The organism is Haloarcula sp. CGMCC 1.2071 (assembly GCF_037078445.1).
In the GTDB taxonomy this organism is placed as follows: Archaea; Halobacteriota; Halobacteria; order Halobacteriales; family Haloarculaceae; genus Haloarcula; species Haloarcula amylolytica.
In genome coordinates this window covers 61,342-81,046 of sequence record NZ_JAYMGY010000012.1, presented here as the reverse complement: position 1 = coordinate 81,046, position 19,705 = coordinate 61,342, and the positions used below count along the sequence as shown (strand labels likewise).

General features: G+C 54.0%; 20 protein-coding genes and 1 pseudogene. 16 read left to right on the top strand and 5 right to left on the bottom strand.

All coding sequences use genetic code 11. The features are described 5' to 3' along the window. Positions 1-475: 475 nt before the first annotated feature. Together VI234_RS17515 and VI234_RS17510 are read left to right on the top strand one after the other, a co-directional pair. Complete coding sequence (locus tag VI234_RS17515; protein WP_080504348.1) at positions 476-679, top strand: hypothetical protein; 204 nt, start codon at positions 476-478, stop codon at positions 677-679. A 350-nt stretch (positions 680-1,029) separates the two neighbouring features. Further along, the gene (locus VI234_RS17510) at positions 1,030-1,233 is read left to right on the top strand and encodes a hypothetical protein (RefSeq protein ID WP_008313509.1); all 204 of its coding nucleotides are present in this window, start codon (positions 1,030-1,032) and stop codon (positions 1,231-1,233) included. 2 nt (positions 1,234-1,235) lie between these two features. On the opposite strand, the gene VI234_RS17505 is transcribed toward VI234_RS17510, so the two are convergent. Continuing rightward, a complete protein-coding gene (locus VI234_RS17505; protein WP_442905032.1) occupies positions 1,236-1,970 on the bottom strand; it encodes an RPA family protein in 735 nt (244 codons plus the stop codon). After that, on the bottom strand, positions 1,971-2,909 hold the full coding sequence (locus VI234_RS17500) for a replication factor A (protein WP_336330742.1): 939 nt from the start codon (positions 2,907-2,909) through the stop codon (positions 1,971-1,973). It abuts the gene before it with no gap. Between the two features lie 207 nt (positions 2,910-3,116). Between VI234_RS17500 and VI234_RS17495 the strand changes: the two genes are divergently transcribed. From VI234_RS17495 to VI234_RS17470, 6 genes are all read left to right on the top strand, one after another. Continuing rightward, the gene (locus tag VI234_RS17495; protein WP_336330741.1) at positions 3,117-4,151 is read left to right on the top strand and encodes a hypothetical protein; all 1,035 of its coding nucleotides are present in this window, start codon (positions 3,117-3,119) and stop codon (positions 4,149-4,151) included. A 124-nt stretch (positions 4,152-4,275) separates the two neighbouring features. Next, on the top strand, positions 4,276-4,464 hold the full coding sequence (locus VI234_RS17490) for a hypothetical protein (protein WP_336330740.1): 189 nt from the start codon (positions 4,276-4,278) through the stop codon (positions 4,462-4,464). 125 nt (positions 4,465-4,589) lie between these two features. Further along, complete coding sequence (locus tag VI234_RS17485; RefSeq protein WP_336330739.1) at positions 4,590-5,462, top strand: hypothetical protein; 873 nt, start codon at positions 4,590-4,592, stop codon at positions 5,460-5,462. A 184-nt stretch (positions 5,463-5,646) separates the two neighbouring features. Continuing rightward, a complete protein-coding gene (locus VI234_RS17480; protein ID WP_336330738.1) occupies positions 5,647-6,354 on the top strand; it encodes a DUF7437 domain-containing protein in 708 nt (235 codons plus the stop codon). A 9-nt stretch (positions 6,355-6,363) separates the two neighbouring features. Further along, positions 6,364-6,894, top strand: a complete 531-nt coding sequence (locus tag VI234_RS17475; protein WP_336330737.1) for a hypothetical protein — start codon at positions 6,364-6,366, stop codon at positions 6,892-6,894. Between the two features lie 814 nt (positions 6,895-7,708). Further along, complete coding sequence (locus tag VI234_RS17470) at positions 7,709-8,968, top strand: Cdc6/Cdc18 family protein (protein WP_336330736.1); 1,260 nt, start codon at positions 7,709-7,711, stop codon at positions 8,966-8,968. Positions 8,969-9,327: 359 nt separating this feature from the next. Here the strand turns inward: VI234_RS17470 and VI234_RS17465 are convergent, their stop codons facing one another. Further along, complete coding sequence (locus VI234_RS17465) at positions 9,328-9,642, bottom strand: hypothetical protein (RefSeq protein ID WP_336330735.1); 315 nt, start codon at positions 9,640-9,642, stop codon at positions 9,328-9,330. Positions 9,643-9,755: 113 nt separating this feature from the next. Between VI234_RS17465 and VI234_RS17460 the strand changes: the two genes are divergently transcribed. The 3 genes from VI234_RS17460 (at position 9,756) to VI234_RS17450 (ending at position 11,854) form a co-directional block, all read left to right on the top strand. After that, positions 9,756-10,715, top strand: a complete 960-nt coding sequence (locus VI234_RS17460) for an ArdC-like ssDNA-binding domain-containing protein (RefSeq protein WP_336330734.1) — start codon at positions 9,756-9,758, stop codon at positions 10,713-10,715. Positions 10,716-10,789: 74 nt separating this feature from the next. Further along, positions 10,790-11,542, top strand: a complete 753-nt coding sequence (locus VI234_RS17455) for a hypothetical protein (RefSeq protein ID WP_336330733.1) — start codon at positions 10,790-10,792, stop codon at positions 11,540-11,542. Between the two features lie 138 nt (positions 11,543-11,680). Then, positions 11,681-11,854, top strand: a complete 174-nt coding sequence (locus VI234_RS17450) for a DUF5786 family protein (protein ID WP_336330732.1) — start codon at positions 11,681-11,683, stop codon at positions 11,852-11,854. Positions 11,855-12,152: 298 nt separating this feature from the next. Here the strand turns inward: VI234_RS17450 and VI234_RS17445 are convergent, their stop codons facing one another. Continuing rightward, positions 12,153-13,007, bottom strand: a complete 855-nt coding sequence (locus tag VI234_RS17445; RefSeq protein ID WP_336330731.1) for a hypothetical protein — start codon at positions 13,005-13,007, stop codon at positions 12,153-12,155. A gap of 66 nt (positions 13,008-13,073) precedes the next feature. Next, entirely contained in the window at positions 13,074-14,420 is a 1,347-nt protein-coding gene (locus tag VI234_RS17440) for an RNase J family beta-CASP ribonuclease (protein ID WP_336330730.1), read from the bottom strand. 531 nt (positions 14,421-14,951) lie between these two features. Between VI234_RS17440 and VI234_RS17435 the strand changes: the two genes are divergently transcribed. The 5 genes and pseudogenes from VI234_RS17435 (at position 14,952) to VI234_RS17415 (ending at position 19,655) form a co-directional block, all read left to right on the top strand. Continuing rightward, positions 14,952-15,623 carry a DUF7504 family protein gene (locus VI234_RS17435; RefSeq protein ID WP_336330729.1) on the top strand — a complete coding sequence of 224 codons (672 nt, stop codon included), beginning with the start codon at positions 14,952-14,954 and terminating at the stop codon, positions 15,621-15,623. Between the two features lie 77 nt (positions 15,624-15,700). Next, positions 15,701-16,603, top strand: coding sequence for a sugar phosphate isomerase/epimerase family protein (locus VI234_RS17430; protein WP_336330728.1), 903 nt, complete (start codon positions 15,701-15,703; stop codon positions 16,601-16,603). 58 nt (positions 16,604-16,661) lie between these two features. Continuing rightward, positions 16,662-16,868: pseudogene (locus tag VI234_RS17425) on the top strand (ArsR family transcriptional regulator); the annotation flags it as partial. 151 nt (positions 16,869-17,019) lie between these two features. Then, positions 17,020-17,478, top strand: coding sequence for an NAD-binding protein (locus tag VI234_RS17420; RefSeq protein WP_336330727.1), 459 nt, complete (start codon positions 17,020-17,022; stop codon positions 17,476-17,478). Continuing rightward, on the top strand, positions 17,475-19,655 hold the full coding sequence (locus tag VI234_RS17415) for a universal stress protein (protein ID WP_336330726.1): 2,181 nt from the start codon (positions 17,475-17,477) through the stop codon (positions 19,653-19,655). Before VI234_RS17420 ends, VI234_RS17415 begins: the two co-directional genes overlap by 4 nt. The last annotated feature ends 50 nt before the right edge of the window (positions 19,656-19,705 follow it).

The following is a 19,705-nucleotide window of genomic DNA, read 5'->3' as shown; positions in this document are numbered from 1 at the left end:
TCGTCGAGGCTGTTGACGACAAAATTAAGCAGGTGTTCCTCTTCTATCTCGTTGTCTGCTTCGGAAGGTTGCACATCCTCCCAAAGCAGACACTTCCTCTAACCCGATGTGATCGACTGAGACTAATTCGGATACTGCTTCACTGATTGACGCGTAATCAGACGTGACAAAATAGATACTATCTTTGTATTCATACGACCAAATGTCGATCTCGACACCTATTGTCCGCCCGTCTTGCGAGCCAGTCACACCAGTCGACTCAGTCACATCAAGTCTCTTACGCAGTGCCCGCAACTCTTCTCTCGCTGACTCTATACTTCCGCTGTCAATTTTAGACTCTATATTCTTCAGTTCCCCTACTATGTCCTGTCTATTCTCATTCATTCCTATTTGCCAGGTCGGATGCACATTTATTTAAATTTGTTATAATAGCCAATATGTTTACGACTTGGTATCAAAGGCTAAGATGAAATAAATGAACGAACGTCAGTGCCCTGACTGTGATGTCGAGATGAAGATGACAAGCGTAAGTGCAGAGGGTGTTGGGGATCTCTATGTCGAAACCGACAGAGATGGTGGTGTACTTGACCGCCTTGGTATCGATCATCAAACCCCCATTCATGCGTTCCTCTGCCCGGAGTGTGGATTAACCCAGTTCTATGCTGATCTCTCTGAATAGGCTCATCGAAATCGCTGATGGCCTGATATAAAAACTTTCTCCGCGTTTTGCATACTATTTAGAAATTGTATTAAAGTTTCAAGATTACTAAAGAACAGTACGCGCGCCTACCCAACAGCCTGTTCGTCCCCGCTGTGTTTGCCGACTATGCACGCCTATTGGCCAGTCGTTTCATTCACTCACACGAGCAACAAACCGTTTTCGCAACGACAGATACCGGTACATCTAATCGTTTTTGAGTGCTACCATCCCTGAAACCAACGCCCTTGGATAAGAACTGATGAGTGAAACTGTATTAACGACATATGAGGCGTAATCGCCCACCTGGCTCGTTAGGAGCTGTCTATGATATGCTGTATGAGAACATCAAGCCCGGGGACAGCATCGAGGTTGATGCCGCCGTGACCAAAGTGCGTGAGACAGAGCGCTCAGTCGGTACCGCAGAGCACGTAGTTGAACGACTGGTCGACCGTGGCTACCTGTACAAGGTTGACGGACAGCTGTATATTACCGAATACCGGGATGGCTCCCAAGACCCGGAAAGCGAGCAGTAACCTTACGAATCGAGGTCAGTCGTATCGAAGTCGCCGATGTCGCCGCCCGACTGTGACGTGTTGTCCTCATCTGTTGAGGCCTCTGTGGTACTACCGGATGCGTCCTCTGCTGTAGATGGTGTCGCGTCACCAGTTTGGTCCTGCGAGCTTGGGGCAGTTTCGGCGTTGTCGGTGAGTTCCTCAAGCGCTTGGATAACGGTTTGTCGGTACTGGTCAGGATCGGTGTCATACTCTTCGCGAGCCATGGCAGCGTACTCGTTGCTATCGTCGTCGAAGCGTTCGAGCCGCTCAAGAGTTCGCTTCGCTGTTTCTGTCACCCACCGATTGCGGGTGTCTGCATCAACAACGGTCAGGTGCTCTGGTCGGAGCGAGACGTTGGTGTCGCCGTCGTCGGTTTCATAGGTTCGGGGCTTGCCAACAAGCGCGACGAAGACGGGCGGGTCAACCTCTCGTAGCATGGCGGCTGCTTCGGGTTGGTACTGCCCAGCATACGTAAAGAACGTTCCTGTGGGCCCGACAATTCGGCCTTGCCAGTACTCATCATCGCTGCCGACATCGTCGGTTTCGGTCAGGGTACCGACGACGAACACGCGGTTTGCTTTTGCGCCTGTCGGCAGCAGGGCATAGACGGGTGCGCGGTCATCGTCTGACTCCCGGAAGGTATAGCCTGCATCGTTGAATTCCCCAGCGAAGGCTCGCTGTGCGAGTTCGCGCATCGGGGCTTGTCCTTGGCTCATTTAGATCGACCTCGCAGTGATGAGGAGTTGTTCTGGATCATGCATCTCGGCGAGTTGCTCAAACTCATTGACGAGCAAATACCGGCCTAGTTCAGGGCCTTGGACACGATAGTAGCGCCCAAGCGTCGCCTCACGTATCTCGTCGGCGACAACGCTTGTATCTAAAGCGTCCATGGCCATCTCTTGTGCTTGAGACAGCGTAATATCGGCGACTTGTTCGGTCGCTTCTTTGTCGAAGATGACCTCCTGGACTGTATCGCCGTTGTCAATCACGCCTTTGATGCGGAGGTCGAACTCGCCTTCACCCTCGCCGTGTTCACTGCATCGCCCGTTTTGGAGGACACGTGTGCAGTCGTCTTCGGGACAGCGTTTGATCAGCCCACTGCCTGACTGGATATCGACGAGCGCCCCTTCAGCGTCGGTGGTGTCGTCGCCGACTTCGATATCCCGGTCGAGTGCTTCGATGGTGGTGGTGCGATTGAGTTTGACCGAGTACTGCCCCTGATACTCATCAGTGACGACGTTTCCAAGGCGGTAGACCTGACCTTCGGTGAGTGTTTCGAGATCTGACTTGGCCCACTTGGTGAACTTGATCGTCCCAGTTTCATCACCGAGGAGGCCGACTTGTGCTATCGAATCACTGCGAGGCTCCCAGAGATCAGCGACTTTCGCGGTAATGTCGACCCACTGTTCGGCTTCAGTAATTTCCTCGAGATCGACCTGTTGGTTGCCGTCCTCGCTGCTGACTTCGTCGCGGTCAACATCGCTGTCAGAAAGATAGGTACTCACGACACTGCGTCGAGCTTCGTCGAGTGGGACTCTGTAGTCATCGACAAGTGTGGTGAGCCGTTCCTCGATGTCGTCGAGGGAGGCATCGACTGACTCGGGTAACTGGTCGTGTATGTCTTGAGCTTCTTGCTGTATATCAGAGTTGCTCATAGTGTTCTCCGTCTCGTTTGCGATGGGAGACAACCGGCGGTACGCTTGGCGTTGTCTAAAACCCATGCAAATCGTGGCGAAAGTGAAGCTGTGTCGCTCCGCCCGAAGCGCTTCAATCACTGGACGACGGTGGGCTGGCTCACAGTGTGGACAGTCTGGTCTCCGATCCGTTTGAAAAATTTTTGTGTTCCTCTGGCGGGTGAGAGGATGACTGACTTGACACTCGGTACGTTTGGAGACGGAGACAGCGCGGACAACGACCTCGATCCCGATGCTGCAAGCATCGCCCGATGTGCGACGACGTGTCGCGCTCCTGACCGCGACGATACCAGTTGGGCAGCCCCGGACGAGGACTGGGGGCTGACAACGCAGCGGCCGGCGTCGTCAATCAACACGTCGGCTGGTCGAGCAACCAAACAGCAAACCCGGTGGGTCGTCGGCGGGGACATCGGAGACTACGTTGAACAGTACGCAACTGGTCTCCTGCAAATCCCAAACACGTACGGTGAGTTCAGTTCAGTCGACACTCGAGTCACATTCGTCGACGGACTCGCTGACAGCTATGGGTACGGGATTGACGCACAGGCTCTTGAAAAGGCATTGCGAGTCCTCACTGGCGGTGGCCGATACACTGCGTCGAGATACACGGCGATTCCGTGTGGGAAACAGCCGTGGATTCTGACGGGACCAGAAGGGACGCTCCTGTGCAGTTGTATGCCCGTTGAGCGGCCGGAGAATCCATACACGAGGAAGCTTCGGACGCCAGAGACGACCCTGCAGATCGAGGAGCAGAACCAAACGGTCCGCACGGGGGCTGCTGAGTTTGCCCACCTGCTATCCGACGCTCTCGGTGTCGATATCGAGAGCGTAGAGTACGCAACAGTACGCGGGAGAACCCAGCATTCATTCATCGGCGAGGAGGACAAGTTCAAAATCGCGGCGAGAGACTTAGCACAACTGCATGGGTTGACAAGCGATCCATCCGTCATCCAGGGGACAGTCAGTCGTGGAGTCCAACCCCCAAACGGTGGCGATCCAATCTCGGTTGAGTGGGACGGGCCGGACCATCCGGTCGGATATCTCGACGAGGGAGACGTGATCGCCGGCTACGAGTTTACGTGGGAACAACCCGAGGAGTCGCTGGAAGACGTTGCAGTCGTTCGCGAGTATCGGATCACACGGAACTACTCGCGATGGACGGTCGACTACAATACTCATCGCCTCGCGTCGGTCATCCCCTGACCGGCCGTTGTGAATACGGCGAACATATTCATGACGGCAGCAGTCCGTAGAAGTCGGACAAGCAGGATTCGGTATAAGACATTAGCTTCGCAAGGCTGATATTGAATCCATATCCGGCATACGTATGACGGATGAAGACACGCTCCGTATATACCTCCGTTCAATCCGCACAGCACTCGTCGCTATGGCGGTATCAATCCTCACAGCCGGACTCATCATCGCTGACGAAGATGGATTAGGATTTCCTCTATTCATTATCACACTACTCATCTGCGCCTATGCGTTTGTGTCCCCGTTCCTTCGCGGTCAATAAGCACGCTTCCAGAGCAGTTGTTTCACCCCCTCTGATGGATACAGAATCGTATTCACACCAAACGTGCCATCGACGCCGCCAACGGCTCATTTTGTGTACCCTCCGGCAAGTGGAGGGAAATCGAAATGTCACAGTCCACAGCGGCCAGTAGCACCGAAGCAGAAACCACCGACGCCGAAACGAGCGTGTCAGAGACGCCAGCGGACGGTGAAGCAGAACTCGACACTGCGGACCTCCTGTCGCTCGATGCCCCGCAGCATCTCCGGATCAGCGGCGAGGTCCAGTTGTTTGAGCGGATCTTTGCGGCGGCTGGCACGGTCACAGACAAGACACGGATAGGAATTACAGAGTCGGGAATCGCCATCCGGGCGGCTGACCTGCAGGGACACGCGATGGTCGACTTGCGTGTTTCTGGGAGTTCGTTCACCTCTTTCGATGCAGGGAGGGGGACACTAGGAGTGGACGTCCGTCGGGTCCGGGATGCACTCTCGGTCGGCGATGCAGGCGACCTTGCACAGTTCGCACTCGATGCAGCGAATAGCACACTGGAAATCAACATCGACGGGATAACGCGCACTATCGACCTTGATGCGGTTGAATCGCTCCGCTACCCTGTCGAGATGCCGGATATCGACATCCCGGCGACTGTCCACCTGAATCCAGATGACATCTCGCTCGGTCTCGACGCAGCCGATATGCTTGCCGACCGGTTTGACCTCTCTGTTGACTCAGAAACCAGAGAAGTGCGGTTTGCCGCAGACGGCGACACTGACAGCATGACCTACCGATGGGACGACACCGATCTCATCGCCTTCGAGCCTGCGGATGTCGCAGTGAAACTTGACTCGTCGCTGGTCAAATCGGCAAATGCTGGCCTGCCAGACGGCACGAATCGGGTTCTACATATCGGAAACGGGGTGCCGCTCGTGCTGAAATCGGAGTTCCCCGACGCCGATGGAGCGATGCAGTTCGTGATAGCACCGAAGCTCCCGAACTGACTCAGATCCCCGTGGTTTTGTGGAAACGGTGGTGTGTCTTAACCAACGATGACCGTCATACGTTTGGACTGTTGGTTAGCTCATGACCGGAGCAGCAACCTCCTCTCTCTATCACTACAGCGACATTCCAGTTGCTGACAACGGTGGCGATAGTCTGAAGTTCATGGACTACGAACTAACTAGTATGCCCTCTGATCACAATCACGTTCGTCCGGATGGCGGGATTGACGCGTTGGATCCGCCACCGATGGATGTGATGGACGAAGAGACGCTCAAACCAGAGACACTAGCCCAGAACGCTGCTCGGCTCGAAACCATTGTCCAACTACTCAACCACCCGGCATTGGCTCGCGTCTACGTCTACGTGTGTTACTGGGGACCGGTTGCTCCACCGGAGATCATGGACGCACTCGATCTCTCGAAATCAACCACCTATGAGTACGTCGATCAGTTGGTTGATCTCGACTTGGTTGACCGCGATGATTCGACGCGCCCTCAGCAACTGACTGCTGATCCAGTCATCATCGTTGAGCAGTACGTCCCGATTGTTATCACACCGACCGTTCTCCACGCTCTCGCGCTTCAGGAAGTCGACGAAGACGTTGAGTATTTCATGGATCGCTACGGTATCGGAAAGCTCATTGCCGCATTACGGGGTGCTGGACTCCACTTCGCGGGCAAGACAACCCAACGGATGGTTGCCACTGATATCGATGTTCGCGAGACAGAAGCGATGATGATCATCTACGCGCTCAAACCGGCACTGGCTGTCGGTCAGGAGCATGACCCGTTCTTCGAGTATCTCTTCCCAGACGTACATGACACAATGGACCTCCCTGACCTTGACGAAATATCTGGTGCCCCGGCCCGCACGTCGGACCCCGATAGGTGAGTTTCTCGGATGGGAACCGACATACCATTCGCTGCTGACCAGGACGTCCTCGTCGACGCAAACATATTCTATGCGATTGGCCGTCCCTCGAACCCTCAGTATCGACGATTTCGGAGTGCAATTCAGAATGCCGGCGTTATATGTAAACTCCCACAGCGCGTGATCGGTGAACTCGGTGGACCAAAGACGGACCGCGTCCAAACAGCGCTCAATGAAGGCTGGGCAACGATCATAGAGGCACCATCACCGACGGATGGAGTCGCTGTCGCTGCGAGTGATATCGCCAGACGAACCATTGCCAACGAAACCGAGCAAGTCGAACACGAGGTGGAAAAAACCGATACGATTCTTGCCGGGTTAGCCATCCAGTACGTCAGAGACCGGGAAACGAGGGGTGTTGTTGTACTCTCCGACGATAAGCCGGCCAAGAAGGGGATCGAGAAGGCAGTCCGAGCGCAGGGGTATACGGACTCAATCGCTGTCTACGGATTGGCGGACATCATCGGCGACGATCCCGGCGATTCCATGCGCCTGATCTAGTGGTTTTGCGGAAACGGTGGTGTGTCCTAACCAACATCCCCGGTGCTTCCTCATCGTTGGTTAGCGCTGATTTTGTGTCTCCCCGGTCGAGTGAGGGGATTTCCTCTATGGACCCGACCGAAACAGTTCCAGACTACGAGCGCAGTCTCTGAGAGACGTTCAAGCTGCTCTGTTGAATAGCTGTGACTCAACATCTATTCAACAGGTAGGCCGATTTGATAGTGTTCGTCGCTTCAACCACCAGTACCACCACCGGGAGACGGGGGGTATGAGAGTGTAACTACTGACGGCTTGGAACCCATTTAGGTCTAAGTCAACTGACCTCCACGGGGGGTGAAAGAGTGTAACTACTGACGGCTTGGAACCCATTTAGGTCTAAGTCAACTGACCTCCACGGGGGGTGAAAGAGTGTAAAATCGGCAAATTCAGCAATCAGAGAGTACCTTACACTCAAGATTTGAACCTAGAGTTCTCCTGGACTTGCTGGGAGTGATTTTATATTAATATAAACTTTTCGCTAGATGATAGTATAGTTATATATAGAAGGAATACCTAAAGAGTGGGTAATCGATACAAGAACCTCTCTAACACTTAATCGGGTGTATTGACTAAACCACTAGATTTCTTTATTCTTTGGCGTTTTATATCCGAAAGATCATCTCGACTGTTACAGTCCTCTCCTCCACACATTCCTGTGGCTGTTTACACTCTCATACCCCCCGTCCCCGTGGATGTACACTCTCGGCCACCCCATGTCACTCTCATCACTCTACCGGGGGGTTTTATGAAATATGGGCTTTATACCTCAAACAAGATGACACAGGGATTCGGGGATAGGGACACGATATACGAAGATATTGACGTCCTTGAGGCTGATGTCGGGAAATACAAACCGACCGATCTCCCCGAACGGGAGGAAGAACTTGACAAGATCCACATGGCGCTCCGGCCTGTAACTCTGGATGGCTCTCCCCGCGATATTCTCGTTTATGGTCCGACTGGCCAGGGAAAAACTGCGGGTGTCAAACTAAAATCTGAGCAACTTCAAGAGTGGGCTAATCAAGAAGGGGTGCAACTGGAAGTCATCCATCTCCCCTGCAAGGGAGCTGACCGTTCATACCACGTCCTAACCAGACTTGTCAAAGAACTTCGCGAAGTACGCAAGGGTCAGGGGGTTGACGAACCCAGTGGATACCAACGGAAACGGCTGTTTGAAATGGTTCTTGACGAACTTGAGACTATTGGCGGGACTGTCATCATCATTCTTGATGAGATTGATGCCATTGGGGAAGATGACTACATTCTCTACGAACTCTCTCGAGCTAACCCCGATGACGTCAAAATCGGAATCATCGGTATTACAAACGACCTACAGTTCCGAAATAATCTCGACGCTGATGTCCGTTCATCGCTTGGACAGCGTGAAATCACGTTCAACCCCTACAACGCTGATCATCTTCAAAATATTCTTGCTCGTCGTACTGCTCAGGCGCTCCGGGACACACACTTTGAAGACGGACATGAGGATTTTGCCCATCTGAAAAGCGATGTACTTGAGGAAGGTACGATACCTCTGACTGCATCACTCGCCGCACAGGAAACAGGCGACGCTAGACAGGCCATTGAATTGCTGTCCTACGCCTGTGATCTCGCTGATGACGAAGGTGTCGGAATGGTTGGCGAACGCCATGTTCGTGCCGCGAAAGAGGAGATCGAGAGAGAAGCTCTCATCGATACGATTGGTGCTGAAACTACGCAGCGGAAAATCGCACTCCTCACCGTTGTTTCTGCTGAACTGAATGATGCGACGGGTGAAACCACGGCACTCCATCAACTGTACTCCAATCTCTGTGAGTACATTGATGCCAATGAACTCAAACAGCATACATTTAGAGAAAAGCTGAATGACCTCGTCCATTCAAATGTCTTGTCGAAAGACCGTCATGGTCGCGGACGGGGACAAGGAATGTCGAATATGTACACACTCGCTGGAGATGTTAACCCCGATTCGGTCTTAGATGCCTTGGAAGATGATTCGCGTGTTGGGCATATTGTGGAAGTCATTGGCTCCTGATTTCAGGACCCCAAACCAGTTTGATTAATTCCCCTTGGTTTGCTTCTGACACAGACTTTGTGCGCTCCTTCGTGGTGCGGAGCAATCATGGACGATACACGACCAGACTATGGACGGTTTGAGCGCCGTCAACTCGCACAAGACCGAGACAATCAACGAGTACAGACAGTCGACGTCGACGAGTCCAAAGCACGGCGGATTGTGCAGGACCTCAGGGCCGCTGGGACGGTCAAAGCAGTGCCCGAGGACCAATGCCTCTTACACCGGCCTTCCAGTGAAAGATTCGATTCTGATACCGCTCTGGTCCATTTCCACCGGGGCTGGGAAGCGGCCACCGACGAAGCATAGCCAACAGTGGATTAGTCGTCAGGACTAGCGGGGCCGATGTACTTCGACTTGATTTTGTCTCCATTACGCCACTGCCAGTATCGGTAACGATTGTCGTTGATTTCCTTGACTGTGACTGACGCCCCAGACGGGACCCCATCGGGTCTATCATCAGATTCCTCACCCGACGACTCGTCTTCGGCTTCGAGTCGCGATTCCCGCTCGCGATACTCGGCCAGTGACTCGGCGTACTTCGCGAGGTCTCGAAGCTGGTCCGCTGACAGAGATGTACATTCACTACCGATGCCCGACGGGAGCGTTGTCGGTGGCGTGGGTTCCGCAGGCATCACGTTAACCAACACTCGGAGCCAGAATCTTCACCCTGTTGGTTAACAGCAATTTTCTGACCCCCAGTGGAGGTGCGGGGGCGTGCCCGAGAGCGCGTCCCGAAGATAGACCGATGTCAACGATACAGTCAGAGACTCCAGAGCAGTCCAGCCAACAGACCACTTGCACCTTCGACGATTCGGACTCCCGGGACGAGGAGATGCGCGACCAACTCGATGCGTGGGTCGAAGACCTCGCCGACCTCACCGACGAAGCGCAGGGCAGCGAGCAGTTCCAGCAGTGGCTCGATGTGCAGAGCAAGTTCCACGATTACTCGGCCCGGAACACGCTGTTGATCAAGCTCCAGTGTCCCGAAGCAACCCGAGTTGCGGGGTACAATACGTGGCAAGACGAGTTCGACCGGTACGTCCAGCAAGGCGAGGACGCGATCTGGATCTGGGCTCCCATTATCACGAAGAAGTGCCCCGAATGCGACAATTCGCCGTCGTATCACGAGAACACGGACTGTGAGTACGATGAAACGGACCCCGAACAATGGCGTCGAGGGCTAGTCGGGTTCCGGCCAACATCGGTGTTCGATATCTCTCAGACCGAGGGCGAACCGCTTCCCGAACTGGAGACAGAAGCTCACGGCGACCCGGATGGACTTGTCGAGAACCTCTTGGACGCGACCGACGAGATCGGCGTCGACGCAAGAATCGTCACTCCGGAAGAGTGGGAGCATGGGTCTGCACGGGGTGTCTGCCAGCGTCGGAGCGTGATGACCACGAATCCGATGATCGAAGCGGTTGACCGGGAGAATCGGGCCGCCCTCGCGAGTACACTGATTCACGAGTTCGCCCATGCAGACCTTCACTTCAATGTCGAGGATGAGGCGGAGCGGTCGAAGCGTGAGGTCGAGGCTGAGGCAGTCGCCTACGTGGTCAGTCGTCACTTCGGGCTGGACCCCGACAACTCGGCGTTCTACTTGGCGGCGTGGGACGGCGACGCACCGGAGACGCTGCGGGACCGGCTGGACCGAATCTCGAAGACGGCTGCGAGGCTGATCGACGCCGTCGAAGGTGCCAGCTGAGACGGAGCGGTGTCTTTCCAGACGTGCTTGAGAGCCGTATTTTGTGACTCCCCTGATGGGCGAGGGAGTCGAATATGCGTTCCACAGCAGCGTCAGGTGGCAGTCCTGTCGGACAGTTTCTGAGTGTCTTAGCAGAGTTGCGTGACCAGATTGGAGGGCCGTACTACCTCGGGGATGTCAACGGTCAGTTGGACTGGCCCGACCGAGGAGTGTACTTTTTCTTCTCGCCAGCAAGCGACCTCAGACAGATGCCCTCCACAAAGTGGCGACTCTCACGGATCGGCACCGTCGGCGTCAGTACCGATTCGTCGAACACGCTCTGGAACCGACTCAGGCAACATCGTGGGAGCGTTCGCGGGAAGTACGCCAGCGGTGGCAACCATCGTGGTTCGATTTTTCGCTTGCACGTTGGACGGGCACTGATTGAGAAGCACGGCTGGCACGACGAGTATCCCCACTGGGGCGAACCGAATCCCGACGCTGAGACGACCGCTGTTCGCGAGCAGGAACATGAACTCGAACAGCGTGTGTCAGAGTACATCCGGGATCTGCCGTTTCTGTGGGTTGACGTTCCGGGCAAGCCCGGACCCGAGTGCGACAGAGCCGAGATTGAGTCAAACGCTATCGCGATGGTGTCGAGGTATCGTCGATCTGCAGGACCGTCAGACCTCGATTGGCTTGGATACCACTCGCCGAAATCTGAGGTGTATCAGTCTGGGTTGTGGAACGTGCGACACGTTTCTGACTCGTTCGACCCTTCGGTCGTGGACCAGTTATCAGAGTATATTTCGTCAACGGAAGCGCTGGACCACCAGTCGCGGATCTGAGGGTGATGGAGGCTATTATTGATTTGATTTGTTGCGACACAGAGATGTGGATGATCAATGACGCTCCAAATAATCAAAACAGGTGCGAGCTAATCTGAAATCAGTCTTTTTTAGTGAACGCGTGGCTATCGTCTTTGTATGGGTTTTGGAAGCTACGATGAATCTGAGCAGCAGGACCAGAACGTTGAGACTGATGAAGATGATGGAGTCGCAGTTCACGAAAACGACCATGATGGCGAAGTTTCGTTTGAGACTGAGGCATCAACTGACGAACTAGTTAACAAGCTAGACGAAATCAAAGACACCAACTGAACTCAGCAATCGGTTCCACTAACAGACCTGTTGCAAGAATAGTAACATTGAACCTGTTGGGGAATAGAACTCTCATGACAGAGTAGTTTCCAGTGGTCGTCGCGTTGCTGCTACCGATTTGGAGCCCGATGATGCCAGACTGGCTGAGGGCGCTGGTCCCGCGATATCCTCTCCGAATCGCGGTACCTCATGCTATCTCAGCATGTGCAGGACCGAGCGCTCTCTCGAAGCCTCGGCCTGCTCTCTTGCCTCCAAAGAACAGATTGCTATCTTTGAAAATCCTGCGCCTGCTCAGAGATTATTCAATAGTTGTTTCAAAAGCGGTTCGAACCGATTCAAGAGTTTGCTCCGTGTCATAGTCCCCATCTGTGAGCGAGACAAGTCCACCGTGGTCTTGGCTGTTGGGAAGCCACACCTGAATAAACCCTTCAGACCCAGTCACCACTGTTGATTTTGAAATAGGTTTCTGCCAGAGCTCAGCCGCTTCCCCGGTGTACAATGGGTGAATCCCGTCGGGAAGTGGTTTTGTGGTCTGTTGGTGGAAGTTCGGGTCAGATGCAAGATTCTCCGCAACATCACCCTCAATAACGTGGTGCTCCGCAGTGGTTATAAGTTCGTCATAGAAGCGTTCGATAACGTTCCTAGCAAACGTTTCGAGATCCTTGGCTGGAATGACTCGGTCAACATCGGAAAAAATCTCTTCGTTGCGGTCAAGCGGGGTCGCGTTGATCCCGATATCTATTTCAGCAGTACTAGGGCGGTGATAGAACACAACGTTTGCACTTGGTTTACTACCGGGAAGGTACGGGTCCGGAATTTCGAGGAATGCAGCTTGTGAGAGCGACTCGATAATGTTGAATTCCTTTGCAAAATAGGCCTTGAGAAGGCGCATCTCGTCCTTGTTCGGTGACCAGGAGACTAATCGCCGAAGTGTGTCTTGATCGGGGTCTCTGTCGTAGTAAAAGATCTCGTGTCGTGTATAGTCATCCAATGCAACCCATGCCAGATAATCAATTGGTCCTTCATCAACGAAGATCACTTCTTCAACCGAACGACGAATCGCATCCGGATATTGTTCGATAGTTATCTCAGCTAGCCTATCGATATCTGTTCCTGGATCTATTTCATACTCGTCTGGAATATTATTTAGCATACAGTTGGCTGGGCGGCTGTCCTCAATAAAAATCAATTGATACGCGGAAATATTCGTGAATGAGATTTAATCAACCAGCTGAATCGTGTTCCCGTTTCTGGTCACGTGGAGGTCCCGACCGAGTTTATAGCCCTTGGTGGCAGCGGTATCGACGTACCCGGAGAACCCGTTGAGATCTTGGTGAGCTGGAATAACGTGTTGCGGTTCGAGTGCGTCAAGCATCTGGTAGTGACCTTCTTTCCGAAGGTGGCCCGAGACGTGCACGTCGTCGTAGATACGTGCCCCCTGCATGCCCAGTAATGTCTCAGATTGGTATCGCTGCCCGACGTTTGTCGGCTCTGGGATCACTCGTGCAGAGAAGATGACCTTGTCACCCATCTCCAGATCATACGGTGTCTCGCCACGCCCCATCCGAGTGAGCATTGCCCGAGGTTCTCCTTGATGGCCTGTGACGACTGGCAGGTAGTCTTCTTTGCCCTCGTTCATGATACGCTTGAATGCCCGGTCTACAGACTTGCGATGGCCATACATTTCCAGATCGTCCGGGAAATCGACGGCTCCGAGCCGGTTGGCAGTCCCTGAATACTGCTCCATGGAACGCCCCAGTAACACCGGTTGCCGCCCGATTTGCTCGGCAAATTCCACGATTGACGAGACGCGAGCGATGTGGCTGGAAAACGTGGTAGCGACGATACCACCATCGAAATCCTCCAGGCTTACCATGACATCTTCCAATTGGCTGCGCGCAACGGCTTCACTTGGCGTCCGTCCTTTCTTGTTTGCGTTTGTGCAGTCTTCGATATAACAAAGGACACCGTTGTCTTCGCGGCCGATCTCTCGGAACCGTTTCATATCGATGGGGTCACCGATGACGGGCGTGTGGTCCATTCGCTTGTCGAGCCCATAGACGATTGCGCCTTCCGGGGTATGGAGCACGGGATTGATCGCGTCGATAATCGAATGGGCGACGTTGACGAATTCGAGTTCGCACCGCTCGCCGATTGACATCGTACCGCCGGCATTCATTTTCACGATGTCATTATCGACATGGAACTTGCCCTCGTCATGGATCTCTTCCTCGACAAGCGCCGCAGTGAACGGTGTCGCCACGATTGGGGCGTCGTATCGGTGTGCGAGTTTTGATATCGCACCGATGTGGTCGAGGTGTCCGTGTGTTGGGACAATCGCTTTGACATCTCCCTCGAACTCGGAAAGGACCCTGTCATCTGGAATGGCATCCATATCGATAAGGTCCAGCGAATGCATGCTCTCGGTCTGGATGTTGTCGTGAATCAGTACTTTGGAGAGGTTCAGGCCCATGTCGAAGATGACGACATCACTACCTGCTCGCACGGCTGTCATCTGTCGGCCGACCTCTTCATAGCCGCCAATAGTTGCAATTTCAATTTCCATCGCTAGGTCCGATCAGAGCGGTCCCAGAACTCTCGCTGAGTGCGCCGATATAATGGAGGGCAGCCCGGAGTCACAGTACCCAAGCCATCGTGACTTGTTGTAAACAAACTACGCCGCTTCACCGGTCTACCCGGGGACAGCACATCTTTCGGTTATCCAACTAATTGTGACGAGGACATAAGTAGTCACTGGAAGCCCCATGTCGGTCACTCACTCCAGAATGTAGCCCACAAACCTACAGCAGGCCTATCCACGATATCTGTGATGACAACGCCGTAATTTCAGCAAGGCAATCGACTCGATTCGAATCCGTCGAAATCGTGATAACACAATATGCAAAACTCCTTTATTTCAGACACGCTAATTGATTCGTACGAAGGAGTTCGTCCGCCCGCTCTTCGTCCACCCATCGGGTCGCAGTCATTCAATGTACTCTCCGATGGCACTGCTCTGAGATGTGCCGTGCCCGCTTGCCATTCATGCCGACCCTGGGTCACCCCGACGTATCTGGGCGGACCCACCGACCGACCTATGACTGACACAACTAATACTAGCAACGATGTCGATTTGCTTCCGGATACCCTGAGCGGTTCAATTGTGCTCGTCGCTTACGCTGGCGATCCCTCTCAATCCGCTCTCAGCCTCCGTATTCTTGGTACTCGTGGAGAGGGAACCGATGCAGCCTTTGTGGTCACGACGACTGCAGGCGTCGATCAAACGATGGCGACATATGAGAACATCGGGACACAAGCAACACGTCCATCGCTTAGAATCATAGATACTGTATCTGAGCAGCAGTCTATTTCGGCGTTGTACGACGAGACACCCGTGATTTTCTCACCATCACCGGGTGATCTCGAACGGCTGGTCATAGCACTCTCAGAGTTATCCGAAAACATGGACACTGACGAAGGAGAGCGCCACCTCGTCGTTCGATCACTCTCGCCAATACTTGCAGCCGCCCCAATTGACCACGTTAAGACTGTCCTCGAGAGAATTACCGGACTGCAATCAGCGTCCGGCCTTTGTCTGCTTGGGTTCGATTACACCGCACACGATGAAAATACGATGGAAGCGGTAACCGACCACGTTGATGGGATCCTCTGGATTAATCAGACATCACCAGAGGAAATCGATTTCGAATATCAAAATATACAGAATCGGTATAATCGAACTTCGGTACAGAACCAAAAACACAAATAATCCATTTTTATTGAGTTTAATGCGTTTTTCCGAGTAATCTCTCTATTACCATCCGTTTTGAAGTTGTAATATTGGATATGAGTACAGATATACAAACAGCCATCCAGCTATACAGCGTTCGGTCCTCGCCTACTTCTCTTCCAGAAATCATTCGGCGTGTGGCCGATGCTGGGTACGATGGTGTGGAGTTTGCGAACCGGTTTCAAGAAGAGCCTCCGGAATCGGTTGCTGCTGTACTTGAGGAAACTGAGATTGAACCAGTTGCAGTTCATGCCGATTTATCCACCATTGAGACGGCTCTCGATGGTGATGCAGACCTCCTTGAACGGTGTCAGATAATCGGTTGCGATACGCTTATTGTGCCACATCTTCCGATAGACGAATTCCGGACTCGGCAAGCAGTACGCTCGCTATCATACCGTCTCCAGGACGTTGCTACAGAGTTAGCTGACTATGAGATGCGCCTCGGATTGCATAACGATCGCAGACTTCTTGCCCCATTACTTCCAGACGGCGTACGCACTCTCGTTGAAGAAACACCAGTCCCTCCGAGAGTTGGTGATACAATCCAGACGATAGCACGCCGATCGGGGCCGAGGGATCCAGAACAGATACCCAGTGAGACCCCGCTCTGGAACCTTATCGCAAGAACTCGACCAAGCGAGCTCTGCTTCGAAGTGGAAGTTGCTGAAATACAGGCCGCTGGGTATGATCCGGCTGCCGCACTTGAACTGTTTGATGGGCGTGCCGAGATGATCCACCTTCGAGATGTTGCACCTGCTGGTTTCCTCAAAGGGTACGAAAACGTCCCACATGGTGATGGAAGCGTTGATATGGACCGTATTATTGGGGCAGCCACCCGTGCTGATGTTGGGTGGGTGATTTACGAGAACGAACTCGATAGCGATCCGAATCAGAAAATCAAGGATGGAGCCAGTCTGCTGGATCAGCTAACCAGTGAGTCCAAAACAGCAGTGTAAACCATACTCTCTTGCTGACAGAGAGTTCAAGATTCTGCTCAGAAAGATTGTCACACTTAATGGCGTTGTAGCCATTCGGGAAGTGATGACTGGCGATGAGAATGTCCATATTGAGGTCGTTGGCATCGACGGGAACGATCTCAGCCGTATTGGTCGCGATCTCAATGAGATCGGTCTCAAGGTTGTCGATGAGGACATCATCCGCAATGAATACACGCGACCGTTCCACCAGTTCAGCACCGACGCGGTTGTCGATGATAGTTAACAATATATTTCCGATAAGACACTATATATGGAATAATATTTCTGAATCGGAAATGAAACCTATAACCTTATCCGTTATCGGCATATAAGAATGAGCGATGACTGAGCGATCCGGGCGACATCTTGTTAGCCCGATACCGCTCTCTCCCATAATGACAATTCGAACTCACTTAGAAGACACAATCGACCGCTCGTCCGCAGACACGTCGTTGCTCGTCGTCAGCGATAGCTACGTCGGATCGCTGCTCGCGTCAAATATTGATGCCGAAGGAACCCACCTTGTCACTGATACCGACCGGGTCGCCGCACAGACCCGGGATAGCGTTCGGACGACAGTCGGCGACGTGACCGCGGCCGAGACGCTTGATGCTGTCACCGACGCAACCGTCGCGGTGGTTGCGCTCCAGCGTGACCAGCAGACACTATTAGTGGCACAACTCCTTCGCACACAGTTCGAAGTCGACGCAATTGTCATCCTGCTCAACGATCCAGAGCGACGCGAGGCCTTCGACCACGTAGCGACCAGTGTCGTCTGCGTGTCGACTTGCCTCTCGACGGAATTGAATAACACCTTCGAACAGATACTTCCGGAACTACCGGCTCACTCATGACAAAAGACCTTGAACGAGACCTCGGACTTTCCTCCGTTTTGGCGATTAGTATCGGTGCAATGATTGGTAGCGGTATCTTCATTCTTCCGGCGTTAGCGCTGGGTATCGCCGGTCCCGCAGTTATTTTGGCATACGCGTTGGCCGGCCTACTCGTCGTTCCAGCCGCTCTCTCGAAGTCAGAGATGGCGACTGCGATGCCCGAAGCCGGTGGGACCTATATCTACATAGAGCGTGGGATGGGTCCCCTGCTTGGGACTATCGCGGGCGTCGGAACATGGTTCTCGTTGTCGTTCAAAGGTGCACTCGCTCTAGTCGGGGGCGTCCCCTATCTTCTCCTGCTTTTCGATCTTCCCCTGAAACCGGTCGCGCTGGCGCTTGCGGCCGTCCTTATCCTTATCAACATTGTCGGTGCCAAACAGACAGGGCGGCTACAGGTCGTCATCGTGGTTGTGATGCTGGCAGCGCTTGGCTGGTTCGCCGCTGGCAGTGCTCCCAGCGTCCAGTCGGCCAACTACGCGAACTTCTTCGCCGACGGCATCGGCGGCCTGCTTGCGGCCACTGGACTCGTGTTCGTCTCCTACGCTGGCGTCACCAAAGTTGCCAGTGTCGCAGAAGAGATTGAGGACCCTGGTCGGAATATCCCCCTTGGAATACTCGGATCGCTCGTCTTTACGACGATTCTGTACGTCGCCATCGTTGCGGTACTGGTCGGTGTGACTGATCCCGGAAGCGTCGCCGGCTCGCTAACCCCAGTCGCCGTCGCGGCCGAGGTCACGATGGGAGAGGCCGGTGTCATAGCGGTTATCCTCGCAGCTATCCTCGCACTAATTTCGACGGCCAACGCGGGTATCCTCTCGTCATCGCGCTACCCATTTGCGATGAGCCGCGACCAGCTTGCCCCACCGTCGTTTTCGGAAGTCAGTGAGCGGTTCGGAACACCGTTGAATTCCATCACGCTCACCGGTGCGGTGTTGCTTGTACTCATCGCGTTCGTCCCAATCCTCGACATTGCAAAACTCGCGAGTGCGTTTCAGATTATGGTGTTTGCTCTCATCAACGTCGCTGTCATCGCCTTCCGCGAGGGGAACGTCGAGTATGAACCGGAGTTTACCTCGCCGCTGTATCCGTGGATGCAGGTATTCGGCGCGGTGACTGGCCTCCTACTGTTGACCCAAATGGGGATGACTGCTCTCCTCGGTGCTGTCGTCATCACTGTCGGCAGTATCGCTTGGTACTTCTTCTACGTCCGCCCGCGGGTCAACCGAGAGGGTGCGGCGACTGATGCTATCCGTCGGCAGGTCGGTCGGGAGTCACTCACTGAGGTTGAATCCACGATTGACGAAAACCACAATGAAGTGCTCGTCGCTCTAACAAAAAACGACGGTAGCGCTCGCGAGCGGGCCATCATTGAACTGGCGGCTGACCTTGTCAGGCCCGACGACGGCCGTGTCGTTGCTGTCCGGTTTCAGGAGGTACCCGACCAAGCCCCGCTGACAGACGATGTGACAGCCCAGTCCTCATCGGACCTCTCCTTCGAGACGCGGACTGAAGCGCTAGCGGATGACCTCGGTGTCGATATAGAGGCCGATGAAATCGTCAGCCACGACACGAAACACGCTATCGTCAACTTCGCCGAACGCCGTGGTGTCGGCACTATTGTGGCCGAACACGAACCGCTCCGGCTCCGGTCCCGGATGGTCGGGGACCCAATCGACTGGGTCGTCAGACACGCATCTTGTGACGTGTTGCTCGTCGATAACCTCGGCTATGACGAACCGGAACACATCGTCCTCTCGGGTGAGCGTGGCCCGTACCCACCCCTCGCCGTGAACGTTGCCGAGTCCGTCGCAGCGGCCAACGACGGTACGGTTTCGCTGTGGTACCCCGTTAACGAAGAAAAGGCCGATACACAACGCGAGACTGTCTCTGAGTACCAGTCGGAATTGTCGGAGATGCTCTCGGTGCCGGTCCGCTCGGAATCGCTCAGAACCGATGGCGGGCAACCTTCTCAGCCTGACCTACTGGTTCGTCGTGGGGTTGACGACAGCCTCCGGGGGGCGCTGTTCGACGTGCGACCAACGTTCCCGAACCCTGGCTGTACAACCGTTACGATCTACCCGCATGACTCGCGTCAGCCGGGGTTCGTCCGGCGGTTGTTTGAACGCCTGACTTTCTAACCGCTATTTTTCGACGCCCGACCCACTGTACCGTATAAACAACTACGAGA